This is a genomic window from Mucilaginibacter corticis (assembly GCF_007558865.1).
Classification (GTDB): domain Bacteria; phylum Bacteroidota; class Bacteroidia; order Sphingobacteriales; family Sphingobacteriaceae; genus Mucilaginibacter; species Mucilaginibacter corticis.
In genome coordinates this window covers 1,799,328-1,821,766 of the sequence record NZ_VLPK01000001.1, presented here as the reverse complement: position 1 = coordinate 1,821,766, position 22,439 = coordinate 1,799,328, and the positions used below count along the sequence as shown (strand labels likewise).

The following is a 22,439-nucleotide window of genomic DNA, read 5'->3' as shown; positions in this document are numbered from 1 at the left end:
AACATTTACTTAACATTAAACCAACCATAACTTTATATGCGCTATTTAGATTTGTTATCTTCTTTAAATAGTAAAGTCATGGAAAATAACGTAAAAAAACAACAACGGGACGTAATGGAAATACGCGATGCTTACAATGATGAGTATTGGTTGAAAAAATACGGTGTATCTGCTGACGAGTTAAAGTCAACCGGCGAAGTTGGTATCTCTGCCAAAATTATTGAGGTAAACGAGAAAAAACACGTTTACAGCAACTAATCAGCTTTAGCTATTACGATCTTCTTTTTCTGATACTCATTAAGCACTTTTATAACTGCTGCGGGGTTTCTCTTTTCAAAAATATGGATCAGCCAAAGTGTGGCGTTCATAAAAAACCCTGTACCGTGTATCAGGCTTTTGGCTAATTTGGTGATCGTAGTATCCCTGTCGGCAATATATTGATCGTATTCAGTTCCTTTTTTTGCAATAAGCCCTTCGGCAAAACACCAGGCACCATCGCGGGCATTGCCTATGCTGAACTGGATAAGCGCCGAATTATTATCAGATGCATGCAACCCAAGCAGCGATAATAACGGCGAAACCTGCCCAAGCTCAAACAACACTTCATTGGTTAGCGCGGATATGATGGTATTGATAGAATCAAAGTCCTGCTGTAAAGATGTCAGCGGATCATCGCCGCAAACCTCCACCGCTGCTATACCCAGGTCAAGATTAATATGGGCATTCATTCCCAACAGCAGGTGCTGCAAAACCAATATGGACGATTTCTCGGCCTGCTCAAAAGCTATAGCCCACGACTGTGTAGGCTGCTGATGATTTTGATATTGCTCATAAGCGGTCAGATATCTGCTGGCAAAAACAACATCCAGTTTCTCCATCCTCGGGCCATCCTGAAACTGCCCCGCAGCTATGCCGTCCTTTACGCTTTGGGTAACTTTTAAATATAACGTAGCGAAGTAACCTAACCTGCTGTTATTGGCAGTGCACTGCGCAATTATATTTTGAAGCGACGTAATAATATCATCAATTGTAGTTGCGGCCATTATGATTTTTTAATAGCTAAAGATATATATTCTATTTAACTTTGAATTGAGACACAATACTTTATGGCGGGTTTTATCAACCCCATAAGCAATACGTTCTTTCTGCCGGGGGCAACGTGAACCCGCTTTAACCAATTCAAACCAATCACCCAATAATAAAAATGAAAAAAATCTTATCGATAGATGGCGGCGGTATCCGCGGCATCATTCCGGGACAAATACTGGTAGCTTTAGAGGCCAAACTGCAGGAAAAAACAGGCAATCCGGATGCGCGGATAGCAGAATACTTCGATTTTTTTGCAGGCACCAGTACTGGTGGTATTTTAACCTGTATCTTATTATGCCCATCGGCTGACGATCCAAAGAAGGCCAGGTTCTCGGCCAAGGAAGCGGTAGACCTTTATGTAAAAAATGGCGACAAAATCTTTAATTCTACTATCTGGCATAAACTCAGATCAATTGGTGGTGTGGTGGAAGAAAAATATGCTGCAGCAGGTATTGAGAGCTGCCTCCAGGAATATTTTGGTGATATTAAATTGAGCCAGTTGCTAAAACCCTGCATCATTACCAGCTACGATATTCAAAACCGCGAAACCAAGTTTTTTGCCCAGCATGATCAAAAGCTAAAAGGTGATGTGGCCGATTTTTATGTGCGCCAGGTGGCACGTTCAACATCCGCTGCGCCAACTTATTTTGAAACAGAACTGATCACTTCTATCAGCGGTCAAAGCTATGCCTGTGTAGATGGCGGTGTTTTTGCCAATAACCCATCGCTTTGCGCTTATTCTGAGGTCAGGAACTCGGTAGGTAGCCCTACTGCCAAGGATATGTATGTGGTATCTATCGGCACAGGCAGCCAGGATGCGCCATATAGTTATGAAAAAGCAAAAGGCTGGGGCGAGATAGGCTGGGTAAAACCGGTTATCGATATCATGATGTCGGGCGCGGCCGAGGTGACCAATTACCACATGATCAAAATGTTTTCGGCACAAAACCACCAGGCAAATTATGTACGGATCCAACCATCAAGCCTGGGTACAGCCAATCCGCAGATGGACGATGCCTCTGATCAAAATATCCAGGCTCTGCTGCAGGTAGGCACAGATACCGCGCAAAACTGTGCCGAAATGGATGACATCATAACTGTATTGCTGCAAGGCGAGGACCCTGTGGTATTTGAGTAAGAAACTTGACATAAACCACTTAATCGTGATCAGATGCTAAGAAATCAAAGTGACTTGGTAGGCCTTAACCGGTCCTCGTTATCAAACCAGTTGAGTGCTATTAATGACAGCGTTGCAAAGCCTGTCCCGTTGTATAATATGGATGGCCTGGTTGAAGAGAACAAACTGACCTGGTTTTTAAAAAATGTAGGCAGCGTTTGCCAGGCAAAGTATAAGCCTTACCCTGTTTACAGCGGCGACAATACGGGGATCTTTAAGATAGCCAAACCGTCGACCGAACCTGTCAGCATAGCGATATTGAGCGATTGGGCATCGTACACTGCCGAGTCGCAACTGGTGGCCAAACAAGCCGGTATCCAGGATTACAGCATCCACCTTGGTGATACCTATTATGTGGGAAATGACAAGGAGATAGCCGAAAATTTTAATACCGACCAGGGCGGTACCTGGCCCTACGGAACACTCGGCAGCTTCGCCATGATAGGCAATCATGAAATGTACTCGAGCGGCAAAAGCTATTTCACCCAACTGCTGCCCTATATGGGTGCCTACGCGCCTGATCAGGAAGCACCAACACAGGTACAACAAGCCAGCTTTTTTACTTTAGAGAACGAATACTGGCGCATTATAGGTTTAGATACAGGCTACGACTCTTTAACGGGATTATTAGGCCTTACCCCAAATACCGACCTTGACCTTACACCCGAACAGAAAACATGGCTGCAAAACACGGTAAAGCTAAGCGATGATAACCGGGGTATCATTATCCTGTCGCATCACCAATGCTTTTCGGCGTTCGAATCGGAGTTCCCTAAACCTGCTGCATACATTGCTTCGCTGTTGCCTGCCGGGCGTGACATTATCTGGCTGTGGGGGCATGAGCATTATTTTTCTGTTTACGGGCCAAATAAAATGAGCAACGGCGGCAACCTGTTTGCGCGTTGTATTGGCAACAGCGGTATGCCGGTTGAACTTTACACCACCGACGGCGGCGTAAAACGGCCCCGCAATAATAACCCTGCCAGCGGCGAGAACCGTAACCTGGTATTGTACGATTCGCGGAGGCGGCAGGTGCTTAACGGCAACATCCCGCTTGGGTATAATGGCTACCTGATAATGACGCTGCAGGCCAACACCATGACCATTAGTTATTTTGACGATAACAACCTGGGCGAAGCCGGCCGCAAGGTGCTGGAAGAAAAATGGACCATCGACAACACCACAGGTGCGTTGAACGGGACGTCCATCAATGATTTTACCATTAATGGCGACCAGCCTGCCGAGTTACAGTTAAGCCTTTTCGGCGGTTATTTAAGCGACGCGATCACCAAAGAACCGCATCCCTGATTACTTGCAATTACTATTTGACCAAATAGTACGCGTTATTATATTTGTAACCCCAACACGTTCGGGATGTAGCGTAGCCCGGTATCGCGCCAGCATGGGGTGCTGGAGGTCGTGGGTTCGAATCCCGCCATCCCGACTGAAATAACAAAAGCCTTTAGGTATAACCTAAAGGCTTTTGTTATTTCAAACTCTTTATTTTAAGCGCTTATAATTTAAAACCAATGCCCACATTGATCACATAATCAGCAAAGGCGGCATCGCCGTGGGTGTAAGTACCTGTTTGTTGTGTTTTCAAAATATCAGGTACACTTTGTGTACGGTCACGTATCAAGGCCCATGGTGCCAAAGCGTATATAGTTACACCTTTAAACTCGTAAGTTACTCCCGGCTCGGCCGATATGATGTAGCCCGGTCTTCTGAAGCCGTCACTGCCGCCGATAAGGTCATGTACCGGTAAGCACTCGTCTCTTACACCGGCAGAAAAAGTAAATTTGTTTACTTTCACACTTGCACCTGCGCGGGCCATATACTGGTCAGGTACGCTCATTACATCGCTGGTATTGGCAATATTAGCAGCGCTTGCTACACCACCACGAGCCGTTGATGTACCATTAACCTGGCGTGGATTAGATAAATAGTAGAAATTGCCATACAGGTTGAAAGCTGATGATAAGTGGTAAAAAGTATTTACCTCTAAAGTTAAGCCTGTCCCGCCGTCACCTAACTGTATTGACTGGTCAACAGGGCCTAACAAGCTTGATCCGTTCGGGCCGGTATTTCTAAAATAATCCTGGTAGTTGTAGGCGCCTGTCGCAAATTTAATACCCAGGCCAAGCTGCACGTTAAAGTTTTTTACTTTAGCCGGGTCAAGCAGCCATGCATAAGTTGACACCCTGATATCGCCCACGCCGAAAGAAGAGGTCAGCGCACGTTTGCTACCCCCATGCTCATAAAGCGACGACCTGGTATTGGCAAGAACCGGTATATCAATGGCGGCTGACCAACGGCTGTTAAATACGCGGGTCAATGCCATATCCTGTGTGTAAGAGTGGTTGATAACATTGGTACCTGCGGCAATACGCTGTTTTTGCTCCTGCCGGCCGATAAAGTGTTTGTATGAGCGAAAATAGCGATTGTTTGAATTAAAGATCCAGGCGCCATTTTCGTTAGTACTGTCGGGGTGTTCAAGCATTGAACAAACACCGCCTGTGCTGCGTATGGCCACACAGCCTTGGGCAAAAGTTTTTGCCGATAATAAACTGGCAAATAAGAATGAAGTAAGTAAAAGTTTTTTCATTTAAAAAAGTTGCAATAAGTGGTTTTATAAAATAGTTTATTAATGTTTCTTGTATTAATCAGGTGCATTATAAAGCTGTAAAACTCTTACCGAAAGAAGAAATCACAGATAGGCCATATCACATAAATGACAGTGTAATGCTATCCGGAATTGATTTCGCCAAAGTGGCAATAATTGGTTTGCACTTAATAGATGCGGTGCTAATTTAATACACTTTTATATATCATCGCAATAAAAGATAAATTTTTATACAGATTTAAAACGACATCCCCATAAAAAAAACAGACTAATCATGCTGTTTCTTTGTAAAAAATGCATTACCTTGTGTTTGAATTTACGTTCGGGGAATGCCAATTCTCAACCAATAAAACTGATAAAAATTATATAAGCGGATTTGCCTAATGAACCTATTGTGCCGTTCAGGGTATTTTACGTCTGCTTCGTTTTTCAAAATTGGGTGGTTATTAGCTTTTCACGGTAATTCAAATAAATAATCTTAATTACTAAAGCCATTCTATGACAAAATTTTACTTAGGTGCAATTTGTATTGTTTTACTATCCGCATGCGGTCGATCTAACAAAGATCAATCAAACGCGGTGCCCGAAAAACAGCTATTTACTTTATTAGACTCATCCAAAACAGGCATCCTCTTCAATAATGTCATCACCGAGAACTTTGAAAAAAACATCCTGAATTATCAGGCTTTTTATAACGGCGGCGGCGTTGCCATAGGCGATCTGAACAACGATGGCCTGGACGATATTTATTTCTCGGGCAACATGAGCGATAATAAACTATACCTGAATCGCGGTAATATGAAGTTTACCGACATTACCGCCGAAGCCGGTGTTGCCGGCCGCGAAAATGGCTGGAAAACAGGTGTAAATATTGTGGACGTTAACGGTGATGGTAAGCCAGACATTTTCCAATGCTATTCAGGCAGAGGTCCGGGTGCCAACCGCAAGAATCAGCTATTTATTAACCAGGGGCTGGATGCGCATGGGATACCCGTTTTTAAAGACGAGGCGGAAAGTTATGGCCTTGCAGATACAGCTTACAGCACACAGGCCTATTTCTTTGATTATGATAAAGACGGCGACCTTGACCTATTGCTGGTGAATGAGAATACCAAGATCATGCATGAACTTGATGACGTGAATATCCAGCAATTAAAAAAGCAGGATGACCCGCAGGTATGTACTAAGTTATACAGGAATGACAACGGGCATTTTACTGATGTTACTAAAAAGGCCGGGCTTAATATGTCGACATTGTCTTACGGCCTCGCTGCTGCCATAGCGGATATCAACGGCGACGGCCTCCCGGATATTTATTTATCTAATGACTATTCTGTGCCTGATGCTATGTACATTAACAATGGCGACGGCACTTTTACCGATAAGATGACCACCACCCTGGATCATATCACCCTGTTCTCGATGGGTAACAGCATTACCGACATTAACAACGATGGCCTGCCTGACATATTTACTCTGGATATGCTTCCTGAAGATAATAAGCGCCAGAAATTACTGGCCGGTATGGATAATTACGAGTCGTTCAATATCAACCTGCGCAATGGCTTTTATTACCAGTATATGCGCAATATGCTGCATATGAATAACGGCAACGGCACCTTTAGCGAGATAGGGCAATTGGCCGGCATATCAAATACAGACTGGAGCTGGGCGCCCTTATTTGCCGACTATGATAATGATGGCATGAAGGATCTGTATGTTACCAATGGTTATATGCGTGATTTTACCAATATGGATGTGCTTAAATACAACGAGAATTATTTTAAAAGCATTAATGGCGAGATTGAACCTAAGCACGTGCTTGACATGCTTAGCAATATGCCATCGTCTGACGTAAAGAACTATATATTTAAAAATAACGGCGACTTAACCTTTACCGACAAAAGCGCGGCATGGGGCATGACCTTGCCATCAAACAGTAATGGTGCAGCCTACGCAGATCTGGACAATGACGGCGACCTTGACCTGGTGGTAAACAACATTAACCGATCTGCTTTTGTATATGAAAATAAAAGCGACAAGAGCGAACATTACCTCAGGATAAACCTGAAAGGTGCCGGTAAAAACACCGATGGACTTGGCACCAAAGTCACCGTATACACCAAAGGCAAATTACAGGTTATAGAGCAAATGCCTGCCAAAGGTTATTTATCAACCGTATCAGCACAGTTGCATTTTGGCTTAGGAAAGAATAAAGAAGCAGATTCTATCCGCGTTGTTTGGTTAAGCGGCAAACAACAGGTTGTAACCAAAGTAGCCGCAGACCGCCTGCTTACCTTTTATGAAAAGGATGCTAAAGATATTTACCGTAAACCTGCCCCGGTAGCACCTGTGTTCAAAGAGATCCCATCGCCTGTGGCGGCAGAACAGGTACCCAACCAGATCAATGACTACAAACGCCAGCCATTATTGGTGAACGCGCTGTCTTTCGTGGGTCCGTGTATGGCAAAAGGCGATGTTAACGGTGACGGGCTGGAAGATGTGTTTGTGGGTGGTGATGTACATACGCCGGGGGCTTTGTACATCCAGCAAAAGGGCGGCAAGTTTATTAAAGACGAGCAACCTTTTTTGGCCGATAAGGACAGCCAGGATGCTGATGCCGTATTTTTTGATGCCAATGGCGACGGGTACTTAGACCTTTATGTAGTAAGTGGCGGCTATGCCAGTTTCAAGGATAATGATCCGTTATTTCAGGACAGGTTATACCTAAACGATGGTAAAGGTAAACTGGTTAAAGCGCAGGGTACTTTACCGGCCATGCTGGTAAGCAAAAGCTGTGTAAGGGTGGGCGATATCAACGGCGATGGCAAACCAGATCTTTTTGTGGGTGGCCGTAATGCCGGATCCAGGTATCCTGAAGCGCCAAAGAGTTTTATATTGATCAATGATGGTAAAGGCCATTTTACCGACCAGATAAAAACCATAGCGCCTGAGCTTGAACATATCGGGATGGTTACAGACGCGGCGATACTTGATATGAACGGTGATAAGAAAGCCGACCTGGTATTGGTGGGCGATTGGATGCCGATAAGCGTATTTATAAACCAGGGCGGTAAACTGGCCAACCAAACCGATAAATATTTTGATAAAGAATATAACGGTTGGTGGAACAGCCTGAAAGTTGAAGACCTTAATGGCGACGGCAAACCAGATCTTGTTGTAGGCAACCTGGGCCTTAACAGCCAATGCAAGGTAAGCGATGCGGAACCTGCCGAACTATGCTACAAAGATTTTGACGACAATGGCGCTATTGACCCTATACTGTGCTTCTATATCCAGGGCAAAAGCTATCCTTATTTAACCCGCGATGAACTGCTGGACCAGATGAGCATTATGCGCGCACGTTTCCCTGATTATAAAAGCTACGCGGATGCAACCCTGAAAGATGTATTTACCGAGGACGAAATGAAGGGTGCAAAAACACTGAAGGCCAATTATTTAAAAACCGCTTATTTTGAAGGCACCGCCGGCGGTAAATATAAGGAAATGCCTTTGCCAATACAGGCGCAGTATGCACCAGTATATACTATTACATCGCTTGATTATGATGGTGATGGGCACAAGGACCTTTTACTTTGTGGCAACATCTATCAGTCGCGGATCCGTTTTGGTAAGTATGATGCCAACCATGGCGTGCTACTTAAAGGCGATGGTAAAGGCGGCTTTAGCTACGTGCCCGAAATGCAAAGCAATTTAAGATTGAAAGGCGATGTGCGGAGCGTGATCACTTTAAACAACACCTTGCTTATAGGTATCAATCAGCAAAAAATGCGGGCATTTCAGTTCGGTAAATAATAAAACAAGCATAACAAACTAATAACACGTATATACTATTTTATGAAACGCATAGCTATTTTCTGCGCACTGCTGATCTTTCTGTTAGGGTGCAAAAAGAAAGAAACCTATCCCCAGCTGACTAACAAAGACATTCAAAAGGTGCTGGACCAGATGACGGCCTATATGATGCATGATGTTACCAATCCGCCATTGGCGGCAAGGTTCTATTCATATGCTTGCATATCAGGTTACACCGTATTGGCGCTGAATGACAAAAAGGTTGTTCCACTAAAAGGCCTCCTCAATAAATTCCCCGACATTAAAAAACCCTTGGACTCGGGCGAATACGCTTACCAGTTAAGTGCATTGCTGGCTATGGCAGAGACTGCAAAAAAAATGCAGCCATCTGGCAAGAAATTTGCAGATTTTGAAGCAAAGTTGCTTGACTCGTGCCGCAAGATCGGTTTCTCTGATGATGTCATCGCACATTCACAATCATACGCGGTACAAATTGCCAAACAAGTTCTGGCTTATGCAAAAAAAGACCGTTATAACCGTATCAGCAATTATCCGCGCTATACCCCACTGGTTGGCGAGGGCTACTGGTACCCCACCCCGCCAGCCTTTTTTGCACCGGTCGAGCCTTATTTCAGAACTGTACGGACATTTATTATAGATACCAGTTCGCAATTTATACCTGTACGACCCGTTCCGTATTCAAAAGACAAGAACTCGCTCTTCTGCAAAATGCTGGATAGCAATTATGTAGACGGAGGTAAAAATCTTACCGAGGACCACAAGAAAATAGCCGCCTTTTGGGATTGTAACCCCTTTGCGGTGGATACTAAAGGCCATTTGATGCTGGGCCTGAAAAAGATCTCTCCCGGGGCGCATTGGATGGGCATAGCAGGTATTGCCTGCCAGCAATCAAAATTAAGCTTCTCTAAAACTATGGAGGTTTACAGCATGTTAACTTTCGGCCTTACAGATAGCTTTATTGGCTGCTGGGACGAAAAATACCGCAGCAACAGGATCCGCCCCGAATCGGCAATTCGCAAATTGATCGATCCGTTGTGGAAACCATTTTTGCAGACACCGCCATTCCCCGAATATTTGAGCGGTCACAGTTATATATCATCAACAGCAGCAACCATACTGACTTATTATTTTGGCGACAACTATAAATACACAGATTCTGTAGAAGAAAAATACGGCGTAAAAGAAAGAAGTTTTACCTCTTTCAAACAGGCATCACAGGAAGCCGCGATCAGCAGGTACTGGGGCGGGATCCACTTTATGGATTCTGTAAATAACGGGTATACATTAGGTGCCGATGTTGGCAATTTTATTGTTGCAAAGCTGAAGGACCATAAATTTAAACCTGCTGAATAAGTAAAAAACCAGGGGAGTATCGCGCCAGCAAGGGTTGCCGGGGGTCGTCCGCTCGAATACTTCCATCCCAGCAGTTATATAAGCCTTGTCTTTTAGACAGGGCTTTTTCACGTCATTGTATCTCGGTCAGGACAAGTCTTTTTATAATTAACAGGGCCACCATCACCACTATGATTTATCGATTATTATTATCTTAGATGACTATAATATACCATGCAACCTAACCCCATCAAGTTCATTTTTCTTACTATCATAATGCTGAGTGGCCTCGTCACATTTGCACAAGTTAAAACAGACAGTTACCCGAATCAGATTATTGTTACACCATTGCGTATTGTTGACCCTATAAACCCGGGATTTGAACTCGGCTACCAGCGAAGCTACCATAATAACTTTGCAACTCTTGTCGCTGTAGCGCGTATGTCAAATGCGTTGTTACCTAAGAGCGATTTTACCGATTACAAAGGCTGGCGACTGGATCTGGAACAGAAATATTTCTTACCAACTAAGCGTTCTTCCTTCAGGATGTATATAGCTGCCAATATGGTCTATTTGAAAGCAGACTATAAAGCCAATATGGTATTTGCAGCAGATACATCTGCGAGTTCTCCTGCGTACAACGACAATGTTGACATTCACAAAAGATTTATTGCCGGAAATCTTAAGTATGGCGTGCAATTGCTTGCCAGGCGTTTTGTATTTGACTTTTATGCCGGTTTCGGAGGCGAATTAAGGAAGGTCACGCAATCAGGCTTGGTTGATCCTAATGCTATTTTGATAGAGCCGCGTGAGCTCAATTTAAACTTCGAATTTAATAAACCTTTTAACGGGCCTGCCCCGAGTATTACTATGAATGCCCGGATTGCTTATAAGTTTTAACTGAAATATGGCCTAACCCAGGTTTTGGGCACGATTGTTTGATTGTTTTTTCTGCTGCCGACGTTTAACGTCTATAGTGTTTTTACATAATAATTATTACGCTTAACCTATGTACGTCACCGTACGCCAACTGTCCGAAAACGAACGCTCGACGATATAGCAAGCATAATAACACACTGAAAATAAAATAGATATTTATTGGCACAACATTCACTGTATCTACCGAAATACATAAAAATGAGAACAATTAAAAATCTGATAGTGCTGGCAATCATGCTGGTGCCAGCCTTCTGCATCGCACAGGAAACACAAACCCGCAAGGTAGATCCTTTTAACCAGGTTAGGGTGGGCGGAAGCTTTAACGTCTTCATTAATTACGGAAATGAAGAACAGGTTAAAATAGAGCCTAAAGAGGGCGATCCGGCAAAAATTCTTACAGAAGTAAAGGATGGTATTTTGAAGGTTCGCACCGCGGACAATGAACGGAATATCCGTGCAATCATTTACATCACTTATAAAAAGCTCGAAAGTATTGAAAAGTCCGGGTCGGGGGATCTAACTTGCCAGTCGGACCTCGCTGCGGACAATTTCAGGCTTAGTAATGGCGGCTCGGGAAACATTGTAGCCGATAAACCGATAAAAGCAAAGCGCTTAAACGTGAGCTGTAGCGGTAGCGGAAATATGAAGTTAGCGGATATCGAAGCTAAGGACTTTGATTTATCCCTGGCCGGCTCGAGTAATGTTGCGATAGCTTCGGGACAGGTGCAAAACTCATCTATAAGTGTAGCCGGTTCCGGCAATATCAGGGCATTCGGCGTAAAGAGCGATAAGTGCGCGTTATCTATTTCCGGCTCCAGCAGGTTAGAGATCAGCGCAGCACAAAGCCTTGAAGTAGCAGCATCAGGCAGCAGCGAAGTTTTATATAAGGGTAATGCGCAGCTTGCAAAAATTTCAACATCAGGCTCTACACAAATAAAAAAAGTTGACTGACAATAAGAACGTATTTTTAATATATATTTCAGAAACATCGTAACCTAATAAATCAATTAAAACCCATAACAATGTTTAAAACTTATTTTAAGCTTGCTTACAGAAATATAATAAAAGACAAAGCCAGTTCTTTTATCAATATCACAGGCTTAGCTGTAGGTTTGGCATCAAGCGTGCTTATTCTGCTTTGGGTTAAAAATGAATTAAGCTATGATAAGTTTCATAAAAACGCGGCTCAGATCTATGAGCTAACCTGCGATTTTGGCGATTCAAAAGCGGCGACAACCCCTGCCGGTATGCCCGCCGGATTGAAAGCGCAACTACCGGTTATCAAAAACACGGTCCGTATGGTGTTTCCATCTTCAACGCTGGTAACATCAGGTAATAAAAAATTTGAAGAAAAGCATGTAGCCTTTGCCGACCCAAGTTTCATGGATATTTTTTCCTTCCCGATGGTTGAGGGCAACCGTGCTACGGCGTTAAAACGCGCGGATGGCATTTTAATAACCCAATCCACAGCAAAAAAATATTTTGGGAACGAAAATCCGATAGGTAAGGTATTAAAACTATATGAGGGTATCAATGTATCGGTAACCGGGGTTTTAGCTGATGTACCCGGTAACTCGCACCTACAATTTGATTTTGTTGTGTCAATGGCTACAATTACGCCCTATGTGAATGATCTGAAAGAAAATGCCTGGGGCAACTTTAACTTCTACTCCTATCTTCAATTGGATAAGAGCTTTGACCCTACAGCTGTAAACTTAGCAAGGCTGGAAAAGCAAATAGACAAAATTTACTACAGCGTACGCAGCGACATAAAAGTTACTTACCAATTGCAGCCTTTAGCAAAGATCCATTTAGCTCCCGAGATCAAATATGATCTGCCCGGGCACGGCAACGCGCTGTACGTAAATATTTTTTTTATTGTCGCTGTTTTGATATTGGTTGTTGCCTGTATCAATTTTATGAACCTTGCCACTGCGCGGTCGGCACGCCGGGCTAAAGAGATAGGGTTGCGCAAGGTGGCAGGTGCGGTGCGCGGTCAATTGATCATCCAGTTTTTAACCGAATCTGTATTCATTTCTTTTCTCTCACTATTACTGGCGATCACAATAGTCAATATTGCTCTGCCTGCGTTTAATGATTTAGCAGGCAAAAATCTCACGCTTAATATAGCCGATACCACCCTTAGGCTAAGCCTTTTTGGTATTGCTTTATTAACCGGGCTCATTGCAGGCAGTTACCCGGCCTTGTTCCTTTCGGGCTTTAACCCGGTTAAGGTGCTTAAGGGTAATGTAAAATCAATGGGCGGCAATTTATTGTTCCGCAATGTGCTGGTTGTAACCCAGTTTATGATCTCCATTATATTACTGGTAGGTACTGTGGTTATTTATAACCAGCTTAAATTTATCAGGGACAGGAACCCCGGATTTGAAAAAGCTAACCTTTTGTACATTCCTGCCAACGGCGCTTTAGCAAGCAATCAGCAGGCGCTGAAAAATGAACTGGCACAAAATCCGCTCACCAATGATTTTACCATTATCTCCGACCTGCCAACTGACCTTAAAGACTGGACACTTGACGTAAACTGGGCCGGCAAGGACCCCAAAGCCCAGGTATTTATGCCCACACTTGCTGTTAACGAGGATTTTGTGAATGTATTTAAGATGAACGTAAAAACCGGCAGAGGTTTTTCAAAGTCATTCAGGGCCGACTCGAACAATTTCATGGTTAATGAAAAAATGGCTGCCATGATGGGCCTGACCGCAGACGCAGCAATTGGCAAAAAGCTGACATTTAGGAATAATACAGGCACAATTGTGGGTGTTTTAAAGGATTTTAATTTCAAGCCCATCCAGCAATCCATACAGCCCTTGGTTTTGACATACTACAAAGACGGCGGTTATATAGTTGTAAGGACAAAGCCCGGACAAACAGAGGCAACTATAAAGGACCTTGGGAAAATATGCCAGAACCTTAACCCGCTTTATCCGTTTAAATTTGATTTTGTTGATCAGGACCTGAATAACCTTTATAAAGGCGAACAGCAGATGGGTAATATTTTTAACCTGTTTGCGATATTGGGTATCTTTATATCAAGCCTTGGTTTATACGGTTTATCGGCATTTATGACCGAACAGCGAACTAAAGAGATTGGTGTGCGTAAAGTGTTAGGCGCATCGGTGCCAAGCATTGTATATTTATTGTCTTCAGGTATTACCAGATTGATCCTGATCGCTATAGCCATAGCAATACCACTTTCATGGTACGCAGCCAACAGGTGGCTGTCAGGCTTTGCTTATCACATAAACGTTAGCTGGTTAATATTTTTCATTTCGTCAATAACAGCCCTGTTTATTGCCTGGCTTACCATTGGGTATGAATCTGTAAAAGCAGCCATTGTAAATCCGGTAAAGAGTTTAAAAACAGAGTGAGCTAGGCATATTTATCAATATTATCTAACCACATCAACACTAACTGGCCCCATCAATCCTGATGGATGCAACCCTGCTTTCGGTTTTAATATATGTACTTATTAAAGTTCAACACCGATGCCATTGAGCTTTGTCACAACATCTTAAAAAAATTTTTACATAAAATAAACCTTTGCCATTAAACCCTGTCATAGGGGAAACATAATCGTAAATTATAACCCCCTTAAAAATTATGAAAGCGTTAAAATTCACATTAATTATTCCGCTGTTAATATTTGCCGTATCCTGTAAAAAAAGCGGAACAAGCGACAACAACACAAAATCAGCTGTAACCAGCGACGAAGCCGTTGATATGGCTGTAGGTGCAATTTCTGTAAACTCATTTGGCTTTGCCAGCGTAGCCGACAATGTTGGCGCCAATGCACAAACTTTTAATTCAATTAGCACAGGTGGGCAAGCCGTTAACTCTACCTCTACAAATTCGGCACATCAAGCTTGCGGTACTACTATTGCCGACAGTATTGATTTTTCGGGCAACACTGCATCTGTAACTTATAGTTCGTTTTACAAATTCTCGCGCACGTTAAATTGTAATACCAACAACGTGCCTGATAACCTGATCAACGCCATAACATTTAAAGGCAGTTTTGACGGCCCGCGCCTTAGTTCTAATGACTCCGGAACATCAAACATTACTATAGCCGGCTTAGCACCCAGTGCTGCCAGTTATACAGTAAACGGTACTTACAGCCGTAAGGGTGCTTTTACATCAAAAGTAGGCAACAAAGCCAGTGGCAGCAGCGATGTTGAAATTGTAGCCACCAATATAGTTTTAAACAAACCGGGCAGCGCTATTGCAAGCGGTACTGCCACCATTACTATATCAGGCACCGCGCATTCGGGCACATTCAGCTTTGCCGGAACGCTGGTTTTTAACGGCAATAACAAAGCTACATTAACTGTTGGCACCACCGTTTATATAGTGAATTTACTTACCGGCAGTTACACTAAGCAATAAAGATCAACAACGATACATCATCTACCTACAAAAATGACAGCGCCCCGGCAAAACCGGGGCGTTTGTTATTATGGGCAAATTGATCTGTAAGGCCATAAACATGAAAGTTATTGTGTGATAACATATTAATAACATAAAAAACTTTTTTTAATGACAACAAAACCAAAATCGATACCGTATAAGTGGGTCTACGTAGTTAATACGTTTAATATTTAGAGTGAAAAATAGTTAGAGTGAAAATTAAATCCCCCCAGAAAATGATGAAAACGTCAAGACTCCTTTTAGTTGTAACATTTATATTATTTGCAATTTCATGTAAAAAGGATGAATCCGGCATGAAAACAGACGACAGCAACGCAGGTTTAACACAAGACCAAGCAGTTGACCTGGCTGTTAGTTCAATGGCCGGCAGTACATACGGTTTTGCTTCGGTAGCCAACAGCGAAGCATCAAGTGCAATATCAATGAATAATATCAGCACAGATGGTGGCAAAACCATTAACGCGATAGATCCTAATACGCTGTATCAAAAATGCGGAACTACAGTTGCTGACAGTCTTGCATCTGCAGGAACTGCAAATTCTATTACTTACAGTTCTCTTTATAAATTTGCACGTACCTTAAATTGTACAGCAGATAACATTGGTACTAACGTTGTAGATAACATTACATTTAAAGGCAGCTTTACTGCTCCAAAACTTAAATCAACCGATTACGGAACATCAAAAATTACCATTACCGGTTTAGCTTCAACAGCAACTCAATACACTGTTAGCGGTACTTACAATCGTATAGGTTCATTTACTACCTTAGGAGGCCAAAAATATTACGGTACAAGTAATGTTACGCTAACAAGCAGCAACGTATTATTTACCAAACCTGGCGGTATCTTAATTAGCGGTACAGCATCAGCAGTTATAACAGGCTCATCAAACTATGGTAAATTTAGTTATAAAGGAATCTTTAAATTTATAGGTGGCAACAAAGCAACCTTAACCATGGGTACTTTGGTTTACAATATTGATTTAGTTACAGGCTATTACGCCCAACAATAAAAATTATCCCTATAATTTAACAAACAGAACGCCCCGGATACCCGGGGCGTTTCTTGTTTGCTTTAACCCCTATAAGCTAATTGTGATAAGGCATAGGGCATTACAATAATAATCAATACGCTTTGTACTAGCGTTTTTATTTGAAAAACAGGTATTTATACGCATTTTTTCTGCTTACGAAACCTTTTTATCCTATTACTCAAATAAAACCGTATTAACGGGTATACCCGCTCATTTATATACCTGTGCATTTACCTTGTTCATCAAGTAATTTTCCCTGTTGATGTAAAATATTATAGCCAGAGCGCGGCTTTTTCTTCCTTCGTATCATAATTATTTCAGTCACTTAAAAATAAATATGATGAAGCACCACTTTCATAACCATGATCACTCTACTCCCGAAGAGAACAATGACGGCATTGACCGCCGCGGATTTTTAGAATGTATGGCCTGGGCCGGCACCGGCGTACTCTGGATGATGTCGGGCGGTATTTTAAAATCATATGGCATGAGCCAGATGATAGATAAAACCACCGGCGGACTAAAAAAAGGCCTGGTAGTACCCGCGTCTGACTTTAGTTTCGTGCAGATCAGCGACAGCCACATTGGCTTTAACAAACCGGCCAACACTGATGTGGTAGGCACCTTAAACGCTACCATAGCTAAAATTAACAATATGCCCAGCGCGCCGTCATTTGTATTACACACCGGCGACCTGTCTCACCTGGCACAAGCTGAAGAATTTGACACACTTGAACAATCTTTAAAGTCTGTAAAAACAGAAAAAATATTTTATGTACCCGGCGAGCATGACGTAACAGATAACGGTAAGCTTTATTTGGAGCGCTACGGAAAAGGCACCTTGGGCGACGGCTGGTATAGTTTTGACTCGCACGGCGTACATTTTATTGGATTAGTTAACGTAACCAACCACGTAGACGGCGGCCTGGGTTACATAGGCCCCGAACAACTAAAATGGCTGGAGAATGACCTGAAACCGCTATCAAACAGCACACCTATCGTGGTATTTGCACACATACCGCTTTGGGCCATTTACCCGCAATGGGGCTGGGGAACTGATGATAGCGCGCAAGCTTTGGCTTTGCTAAAACGCTTTGGCTCGGTGTCGGTATTAAACGGGCACATCCATCAAACCATACAAAAGGTTGAGGGTAATATTACCTTCCATACCGCAAACTCAACAGCTTTCCCGCAACCTGCACCAGGCACCGCGCCTGCGCCGGGACCAATGAAAGTACCTGCCGAAAAACTGCGCACCATGCTGGGATTAACCGCTGTTAACTACGTTGAACATAATCACTCACTGGCAATTACCGACACCCCGTTAATTGCATCATAAACGGCAGATAATAAAATAAAAATCACAATGAAAACAATCACCACCTTAATATTCTTATTTGCCGCTACACTTTGCCACGCACAGCTTAAACCGGTTGAGCAGGCATCAACATTAAAGTTTACAATCAAAAATCTGGGGTTTGATGTGGACGGCTCGTTTTCTGGTTTTGAGGGTTCGATCAATTTCGACCCTCAAGGCCTTGCCGTCAGCACGTTTGATGTATCCATCAACGCATCTACTGTTAACACAGATAACAGCTTGCGCGACGAACATTTAAAAGGCAGCAGTTTTTTTGACGTGAAGAATTTCCCGGTTATCCGCCTCGCATCGACAAAAATTTTGCCTACCAATAAAAGCGATACCTATATGCTGAACGGACAATTAACTATTAAAGGTAAAACGCAACCAATAACGTTCCCTTTCTCGGCAAACGCAACAGCAGATGGCTATGTGTTTAAGGGATCGTTTAAAATAAAACGAAAAGATTTTGGCGTGGGCGGCACAAGCACCGTGTCTGACGAGTTGGAAGTAATGATCAATGTAACCGCTAAGAAAGATCACCCTGCGGCATGAAACTGAATAAAAAATTTATAGTAATAGCAGCGCTGGCGGCTACGGCAACCGTAACCGCAGCCGCTGCTTTAAAAGATCCCGAACCTGTGCATTATACCAATTTAAAGGTGCTGCCAAAAAATATTAGCTCGAAAGAATTACAAAGTATGATGGTTGATGATTTCCAGGACGCGCTGGGTGTAAATTGCAGTTTTTGCCACGCTAACAATAAAAATGGCCGCGGGCTTGATTTTGCAAGCGATGCCAAACCCGAAAAGGAAATAACCCGTGAAATGATGCGCATGACCCTTGGTATCAATAAAAAATACCTGCATGTAAAGCATCCTAAAATTGGCAGCAGCGCTATGGTTGTATCCTGCAACACCTGCCATAAGGGCCAGGCATTTCCGGATGGTACGGAGTAATTATAAATTTGAAAGGTTTTGGTAACTTACCTTTGTAAACAATTAATTTTTGAAAGTCAATAAACTCATATATCACTTAGCATTTTGGCTGCTGGCCTACTTTTTCTGGATCTTTATTTTCAGAAATGGCGCGCTGGTGCTAACCCATACCATTACCATACAGTTTTGTTACCTGGCCTTTATATCTGTAAATTATTACTTTAACGCATTATATACCATTCCGCAACTGCTCAATAAACAACGGTACGTTGCGTTTGGTATATTTTTCCTGTCGGGGATAATCATTACAGCGCTGATCCGTATCCCGGTATCCATGTTTGTGGTTACTTACGTGTTTAAGGTAGCGCATCCGCAATTCAATTATGTATCTATCTTCTTTGATTCGTTTATCAATATCCTTTTTTGGGTGATCTGTATCCTGGCTGCCAAAATGGTGGCCGAAAAGATCCGCTCGCAGATCTACATCGAGCAGATAGAAAAAGAAAAAGCAACTAATGAGCTTAATTTTTTACGGGCGCAGTTTAATCCGCATTTTCTGTTTAACTCTATCAATTCTATTTACGGGCATATTGATAAATCAAATAAAGACGCGCGTAATATGCTGCTGGTGTTTTCAGAGATGCTGCGCTACCAGTTGTATGAATGTAATGTAGAGCAAATTGAGCTGGACAGTGAGATCAATTACATTAAAAACTATATAGCCATACAGAAGGGGCGTATGGACGAGCGCGTCATAGTAGATTTTAATGCCGACGTTAACGGGCAGATCATGGTGGCGCCGCTGTTGTTCATTACCTTTATTGAGAATGCCTTTAAATATATCGGCTTTAATGATTGTAAAGAGAACCGGGTTGATATTTGTCTTAAATATGATAACGGGCAACTTACGTTTAAGATATATAACACCAAAGAGCCATTTATTAACACTACCGAAAAATCATCGGGCCTCGGCATTGCCAATACCAAGCGAAGGCTGGAGATCTTATACCCCGATAAACACCAGCTTACGCTGATCAATACGGACGATTATTACGAGGTTACTTTAACTTTATCAGACCTATGATACTGAATTGCCTTATCATTGACGACGAGCCTATTGCCCGCAAACTGTTGCAGGAATATATTGAGGAAACCGACTTTCTGAAACTGGTTGGCGCTGCAGAGAACCCGGTAAAAGCGACGGGGCTATTGAACGAGCTTGACGTAGACCTGATATTTCTGGATGTGAATATGCCAAAAATGAATGGCTTTCAATTTCTGAAGTCTGTTAATAACCTGCCTATGGTGATCATGACCACGGCATACGGGCAATACGCGCTGGATGGTTTTGAAATGGCTGTGATTGATTACCTGGTAAAGCCTTTCTCGTTAGACCGCTTTATCAAGGCAGCACAAAAAGCGCTTAAATTAAAAACGCTCGAGCAGAAACAAAATCTACCGGAAAAAAGCACCGATGAATATTTTTACGTGAAGTGCGACAATAAAATTGAGCGCGTAAATTATGCCGACCTGGTCTACATAGAGGCTATGGCTAATTACGTAACACTGTACACAACAAATAGAAAACTGGTTGTTTACCTAACCATAAAAGGCATCCAGGAAAAGCTGCCTGCTGACAAGTTTTTGCAGGTGCATAAAAGCTATATTGTTAATATAGATAAAATCAATAATATTGAAGGCAGTATATTAGATTTAGCTATAACAAAAATAACCATTGGCCAAAGCTTTTATGACGATGCCATCAAGCAGATCTTGCGGGGCAGGTTTTTTAAAAGGTAAGTACTCCATAAAGATCGCGAATTTTTCAATTTGACGATTTGTGTTGATTTAAAATTATAGTAATTTTAAATCAACCAATTTAAACCTGTCAGCCATGAAAAAGTCCGTCCTGCTATTTTTATCGGTAATATTTACCTGTAATATATTTGCTCAAAAAGGTATAACCTTTAAGGTGGAAAAATTAAGTGCACCTAAGACTAAAATATTTGCTACCGAAAGTTATGACGATATTTTAGAAAAGCTGATCAAGGAAGACCGAAAGTTACCCGGCGATCCGGGCAAGCAAAACACCGATGGTCAATCTAATATTGTAACCAAAAGCAATATTCCTGAAAAATTGGTAGCACGCGGCTTTCATCCATTTTTTGAGGGGATGTACGCTGCTTACGCCGATCACCATCCGTTTACCCTATCGCCTGATATGATCTGGCTTTTAATAAGCCAGGGATTTGCAAACCATGTCAACAACAACGCAGAACTATTACGTGATCTATTAGTAAATTTTGAAGGAAAAAAAACCTTGGCGTACACATCAGATCACGACATGCTTAGTCCGGGCAGTCACTGGGAAAAAGCATTTGCAAGTTTTGATAGTCAGATCGCCACATTCACCGGCAGGGAATTAACAACAGCAATGACGTCTAACTTTAGTACAACAACGCTTGATACTAAAATTGCATCTCAAATTACACTAATGAACGCGGTGCAATCGTTTTTTAATTACAATTTATTTATAAGTGGCTGTGGTATTCCGCAAATAACACTTGAAGGCACTACGAAAGACTGGGAAAGCGTTTTGAATAAAACAGAAGCTATCCGTAAATACCAACTGGATTGGTGGATTGATGAGTTGGAACCTATATTAAAACAATTTATACAAGCATCAAAAGGCAAAGCAGATAAAAAGTTTTGGCAGGCCATGTTTAAATATCATACCAAAAAAATGAGTTGTGGCCCAAACATTGATTTGGTTGATGGCTGGATAGTCAAATTTTTTCCGTACGATAAAAAGGGACGTAAATTGGATTTAAAAGAGTTAAGCCTGAGTGGACAAATGCTGCCCAATGAATTTTTGAAAGTAAATCTTGATTACACAGACGCCACCGACCCGGCTCACTTAAAAAAAACATCTTTAGAGTTATGGGCGGGGTTTGTCGGGCTTGATCAGAATGTAAAAACGTATGGGCTAAAACCACGTATCGGTTGGATGATCCGTAAAAAAGACCCTTTCAGGCAGGCATTAATAGACAAGTTAACCACATTAAACAATAATGGGGTTGTAAACTTAAAGGTAGATAATGTACCGCCTGAAACATGGATGATAGGCCCGATAAAGAAGTTGGTCATCAATTTTTTTGGCAATATCAGGATACCTGATGAATTAGGACAAATTAAAATAGATGACCTTACGCTTAACGGAACAACACAACAGCCCGAAATAGACCGAATTGTAAAAATGTTCCCGAATACAAGCTTGTATATTAATGGCCAGGCATACAACGTTAAGTAAGTAAATAATTTTGTCGAATTTACGTTTTGGAGGCACACACTTCTACCGGGTGGGGTGTGCTGCTATAAAAGCATACTGAGAATTACCGAACGACAAACGGCCTTTGTACGTCAATCAGTTCGCAAACATCAACCTCAAATACTTCGGCAATTTCAAAGATGCGTTGCAGGGTAATGTTTGATTGTCCTATTTCAATTTTACTGTACGCGTTTTGCGATATATGAAGCCTTAAACCCAGATATTCCTGCGAGTAGTTTTTATGCATTCTTACCCTTCTGATGTTAGCTGCTATGGCACTCTTGTTGTACATGGTTTTAACACATTTTCATGTATTTACGAATGTTTTTAGCCTAC

At 42.3% G+C, this 22,439-nt stretch carries 19 protein-coding genes and 1 tRNA gene; 17 read left to right on the top strand and 3 right to left on the bottom strand.

What is annotated here, in order from left to right; genetic code table 11:
* Positions 1-78: 78 nt before the first annotated feature.
* A complete protein-coding gene (locus FO440_RS07925; protein WP_144247654.1) occupies positions 79-258 on the top strand; it encodes a DUF3606 domain-containing protein in 180 nt (59 codons plus the stop codon).
* On the opposite strand, the gene FO440_RS07920 is transcribed toward FO440_RS07925, so the two are convergent.
* Positions 255-1,043, bottom strand: coding sequence for a DUF5995 family protein (locus FO440_RS07920; protein ID WP_144247653.1), 789 nt, complete (start codon positions 1,041-1,043; stop codon positions 255-257). The two genes, FO440_RS07925 and FO440_RS07920, sit on opposite strands and share 4 nt — an antisense overlap.
* A gap of 161 nt (positions 1,044-1,204) precedes the next feature.
* Between FO440_RS07920 and FO440_RS07915 the strand changes: the two genes are divergently transcribed.
* The 3 genes from FO440_RS07915 to FO440_RS07905 all read left to right on the top strand — a co-directional run bounded on the left by FO440_RS07915 (position 1,205) and on the right by FO440_RS07905 (position 3,710).
* Complete coding sequence (locus FO440_RS07915) at positions 1,205-2,227, top strand: patatin-like phospholipase family protein (RefSeq protein ID WP_186292599.1); 1,023 nt, start codon at positions 1,205-1,207, stop codon at positions 2,225-2,227.
* A gap of 33 nt (positions 2,228-2,260) precedes the next feature.
* Complete coding sequence (locus tag FO440_RS07910; RefSeq protein ID WP_144247651.1) at positions 2,261-3,574, top strand: metallophosphoesterase family protein; 1,314 nt, start codon at positions 2,261-2,263, stop codon at positions 3,572-3,574.
* 62 nt (positions 3,575-3,636) lie between these two features.
* Positions 3,637-3,710: transfer RNA gene (locus tag FO440_RS07905), tRNA-Pro, on the top strand.
* A 69-nt stretch (positions 3,711-3,779) separates the two neighbouring features.
* Here the strand turns inward: FO440_RS07905 and FO440_RS07900 are convergent.
* A complete protein-coding gene (locus tag FO440_RS07900; RefSeq protein WP_144247650.1) occupies positions 3,780-4,871 on the bottom strand; it encodes a hypothetical protein in 1,092 nt (363 codons plus the stop codon).
* A 516-nt stretch (positions 4,872-5,387) separates the two neighbouring features.
* Between FO440_RS07900 and FO440_RS07895 the strand changes: the two genes are divergently transcribed.
* The 13 genes from FO440_RS07895 (at position 5,388) to FO440_RS07835 (ending at position 22,085) form a co-directional block, all read left to right on the top strand.
* Complete coding sequence (locus FO440_RS07895; protein ID WP_144247649.1) at positions 5,388-8,705, top strand: VCBS repeat-containing protein; 3,318 nt, start codon at positions 5,388-5,390, stop codon at positions 8,703-8,705.
* Between the two features lie 42 nt (positions 8,706-8,747).
* A complete protein-coding gene (locus FO440_RS07890; RefSeq protein ID WP_144247648.1) occupies positions 8,748-10,079 on the top strand; it encodes a vanadium-dependent haloperoxidase in 1,332 nt (443 codons plus the stop codon).
* 255 nt (positions 10,080-10,334) lie between these two features.
* Complete coding sequence (locus FO440_RS07885) at positions 10,335-10,958, top strand: hypothetical protein (RefSeq protein ID WP_144247647.1); 624 nt, start codon at positions 10,335-10,337, stop codon at positions 10,956-10,958.
* Between the two features lie 237 nt (positions 10,959-11,195).
* A complete protein-coding gene (locus FO440_RS07880) occupies positions 11,196-11,948 on the top strand; it encodes a head GIN domain-containing protein (protein WP_144247646.1) in 753 nt (250 codons plus the stop codon).
* Positions 11,949-12,019: 71 nt separating this feature from the next.
* Entirely contained in the window at positions 12,020-14,386 is a 2,367-nt protein-coding gene (locus FO440_RS07875) for an ABC transporter permease (RefSeq protein WP_144247645.1), read from the top strand.
* 232 nt (positions 14,387-14,618) lie between these two features.
* Positions 14,619-15,404 (top strand): hypothetical protein, encoded by a 786-nt coding sequence (locus tag FO440_RS07870; RefSeq protein ID WP_144247644.1) that lies wholly within the window; start codon positions 14,619-14,621, stop codon positions 15,402-15,404.
* 335 nt (positions 15,405-15,739) lie between these two features.
* On the top strand, positions 15,740-16,459 hold the full coding sequence (locus FO440_RS07865; protein WP_144247643.1) for a hypothetical protein: 720 nt from the start codon (positions 15,740-15,742) through the stop codon (positions 16,457-16,459).
* A gap of 358 nt (positions 16,460-16,817) precedes the next feature.
* Positions 16,818-17,819 carry a metallophosphoesterase family protein gene (locus FO440_RS07860; RefSeq protein WP_222103943.1) on the top strand — a complete coding sequence of 334 codons (1,002 nt, stop codon included), beginning with the start codon at positions 16,818-16,820 and terminating at the stop codon, positions 17,817-17,819.
* A gap of 27 nt (positions 17,820-17,846) precedes the next feature.
* On the top strand, positions 17,847-18,392 hold the full coding sequence (locus tag FO440_RS07855; protein ID WP_144247642.1) for a YceI family protein: 546 nt from the start codon (positions 17,847-17,849) through the stop codon (positions 18,390-18,392).
* Positions 18,389-18,796: a c-type cytochrome gene (locus FO440_RS07850; protein ID WP_144247641.1), complete on the top strand. Its 408-nt coding sequence runs from the start codon at positions 18,389-18,391 to the stop codon at positions 18,794-18,796. The genes FO440_RS07855 and FO440_RS07850 overlap by 4 nt, the downstream gene beginning before the upstream one ends.
* Positions 18,797-18,845: 49 nt before the next feature.
* Positions 18,846-19,859 (top strand): sensor histidine kinase, encoded by a 1,014-nt coding sequence (locus FO440_RS07845; RefSeq protein WP_144247640.1) that lies wholly within the window; start codon positions 18,846-18,848, stop codon positions 19,857-19,859.
* A complete protein-coding gene (locus tag FO440_RS07840) occupies positions 19,856-20,575 on the top strand; it encodes a LytR/AlgR family response regulator transcription factor (protein WP_144247639.1) in 720 nt (239 codons plus the stop codon). The genes FO440_RS07845 and FO440_RS07840 overlap by 4 nt, the downstream gene beginning before the upstream one ends.
* Positions 20,576-20,669: 94 nt before the next feature.
* Complete coding sequence (locus FO440_RS07835) at positions 20,670-22,085, top strand: DUF4419 domain-containing protein (protein WP_144247638.1); 1,416 nt, start codon at positions 20,670-20,672, stop codon at positions 22,083-22,085.
* An 82-nt stretch (positions 22,086-22,167) separates the two neighbouring features.
* Here the strand turns inward: FO440_RS07835 and FO440_RS07830 are convergent, their stop codons facing one another.
* Positions 22,168-22,395: a helix-turn-helix domain-containing protein gene (locus tag FO440_RS07830; protein WP_144247637.1), complete on the bottom strand. Its 228-nt coding sequence runs from the start codon at positions 22,393-22,395 to the stop codon at positions 22,168-22,170.
* Positions 22,396-22,439 lie beyond the last annotated feature (44 nt).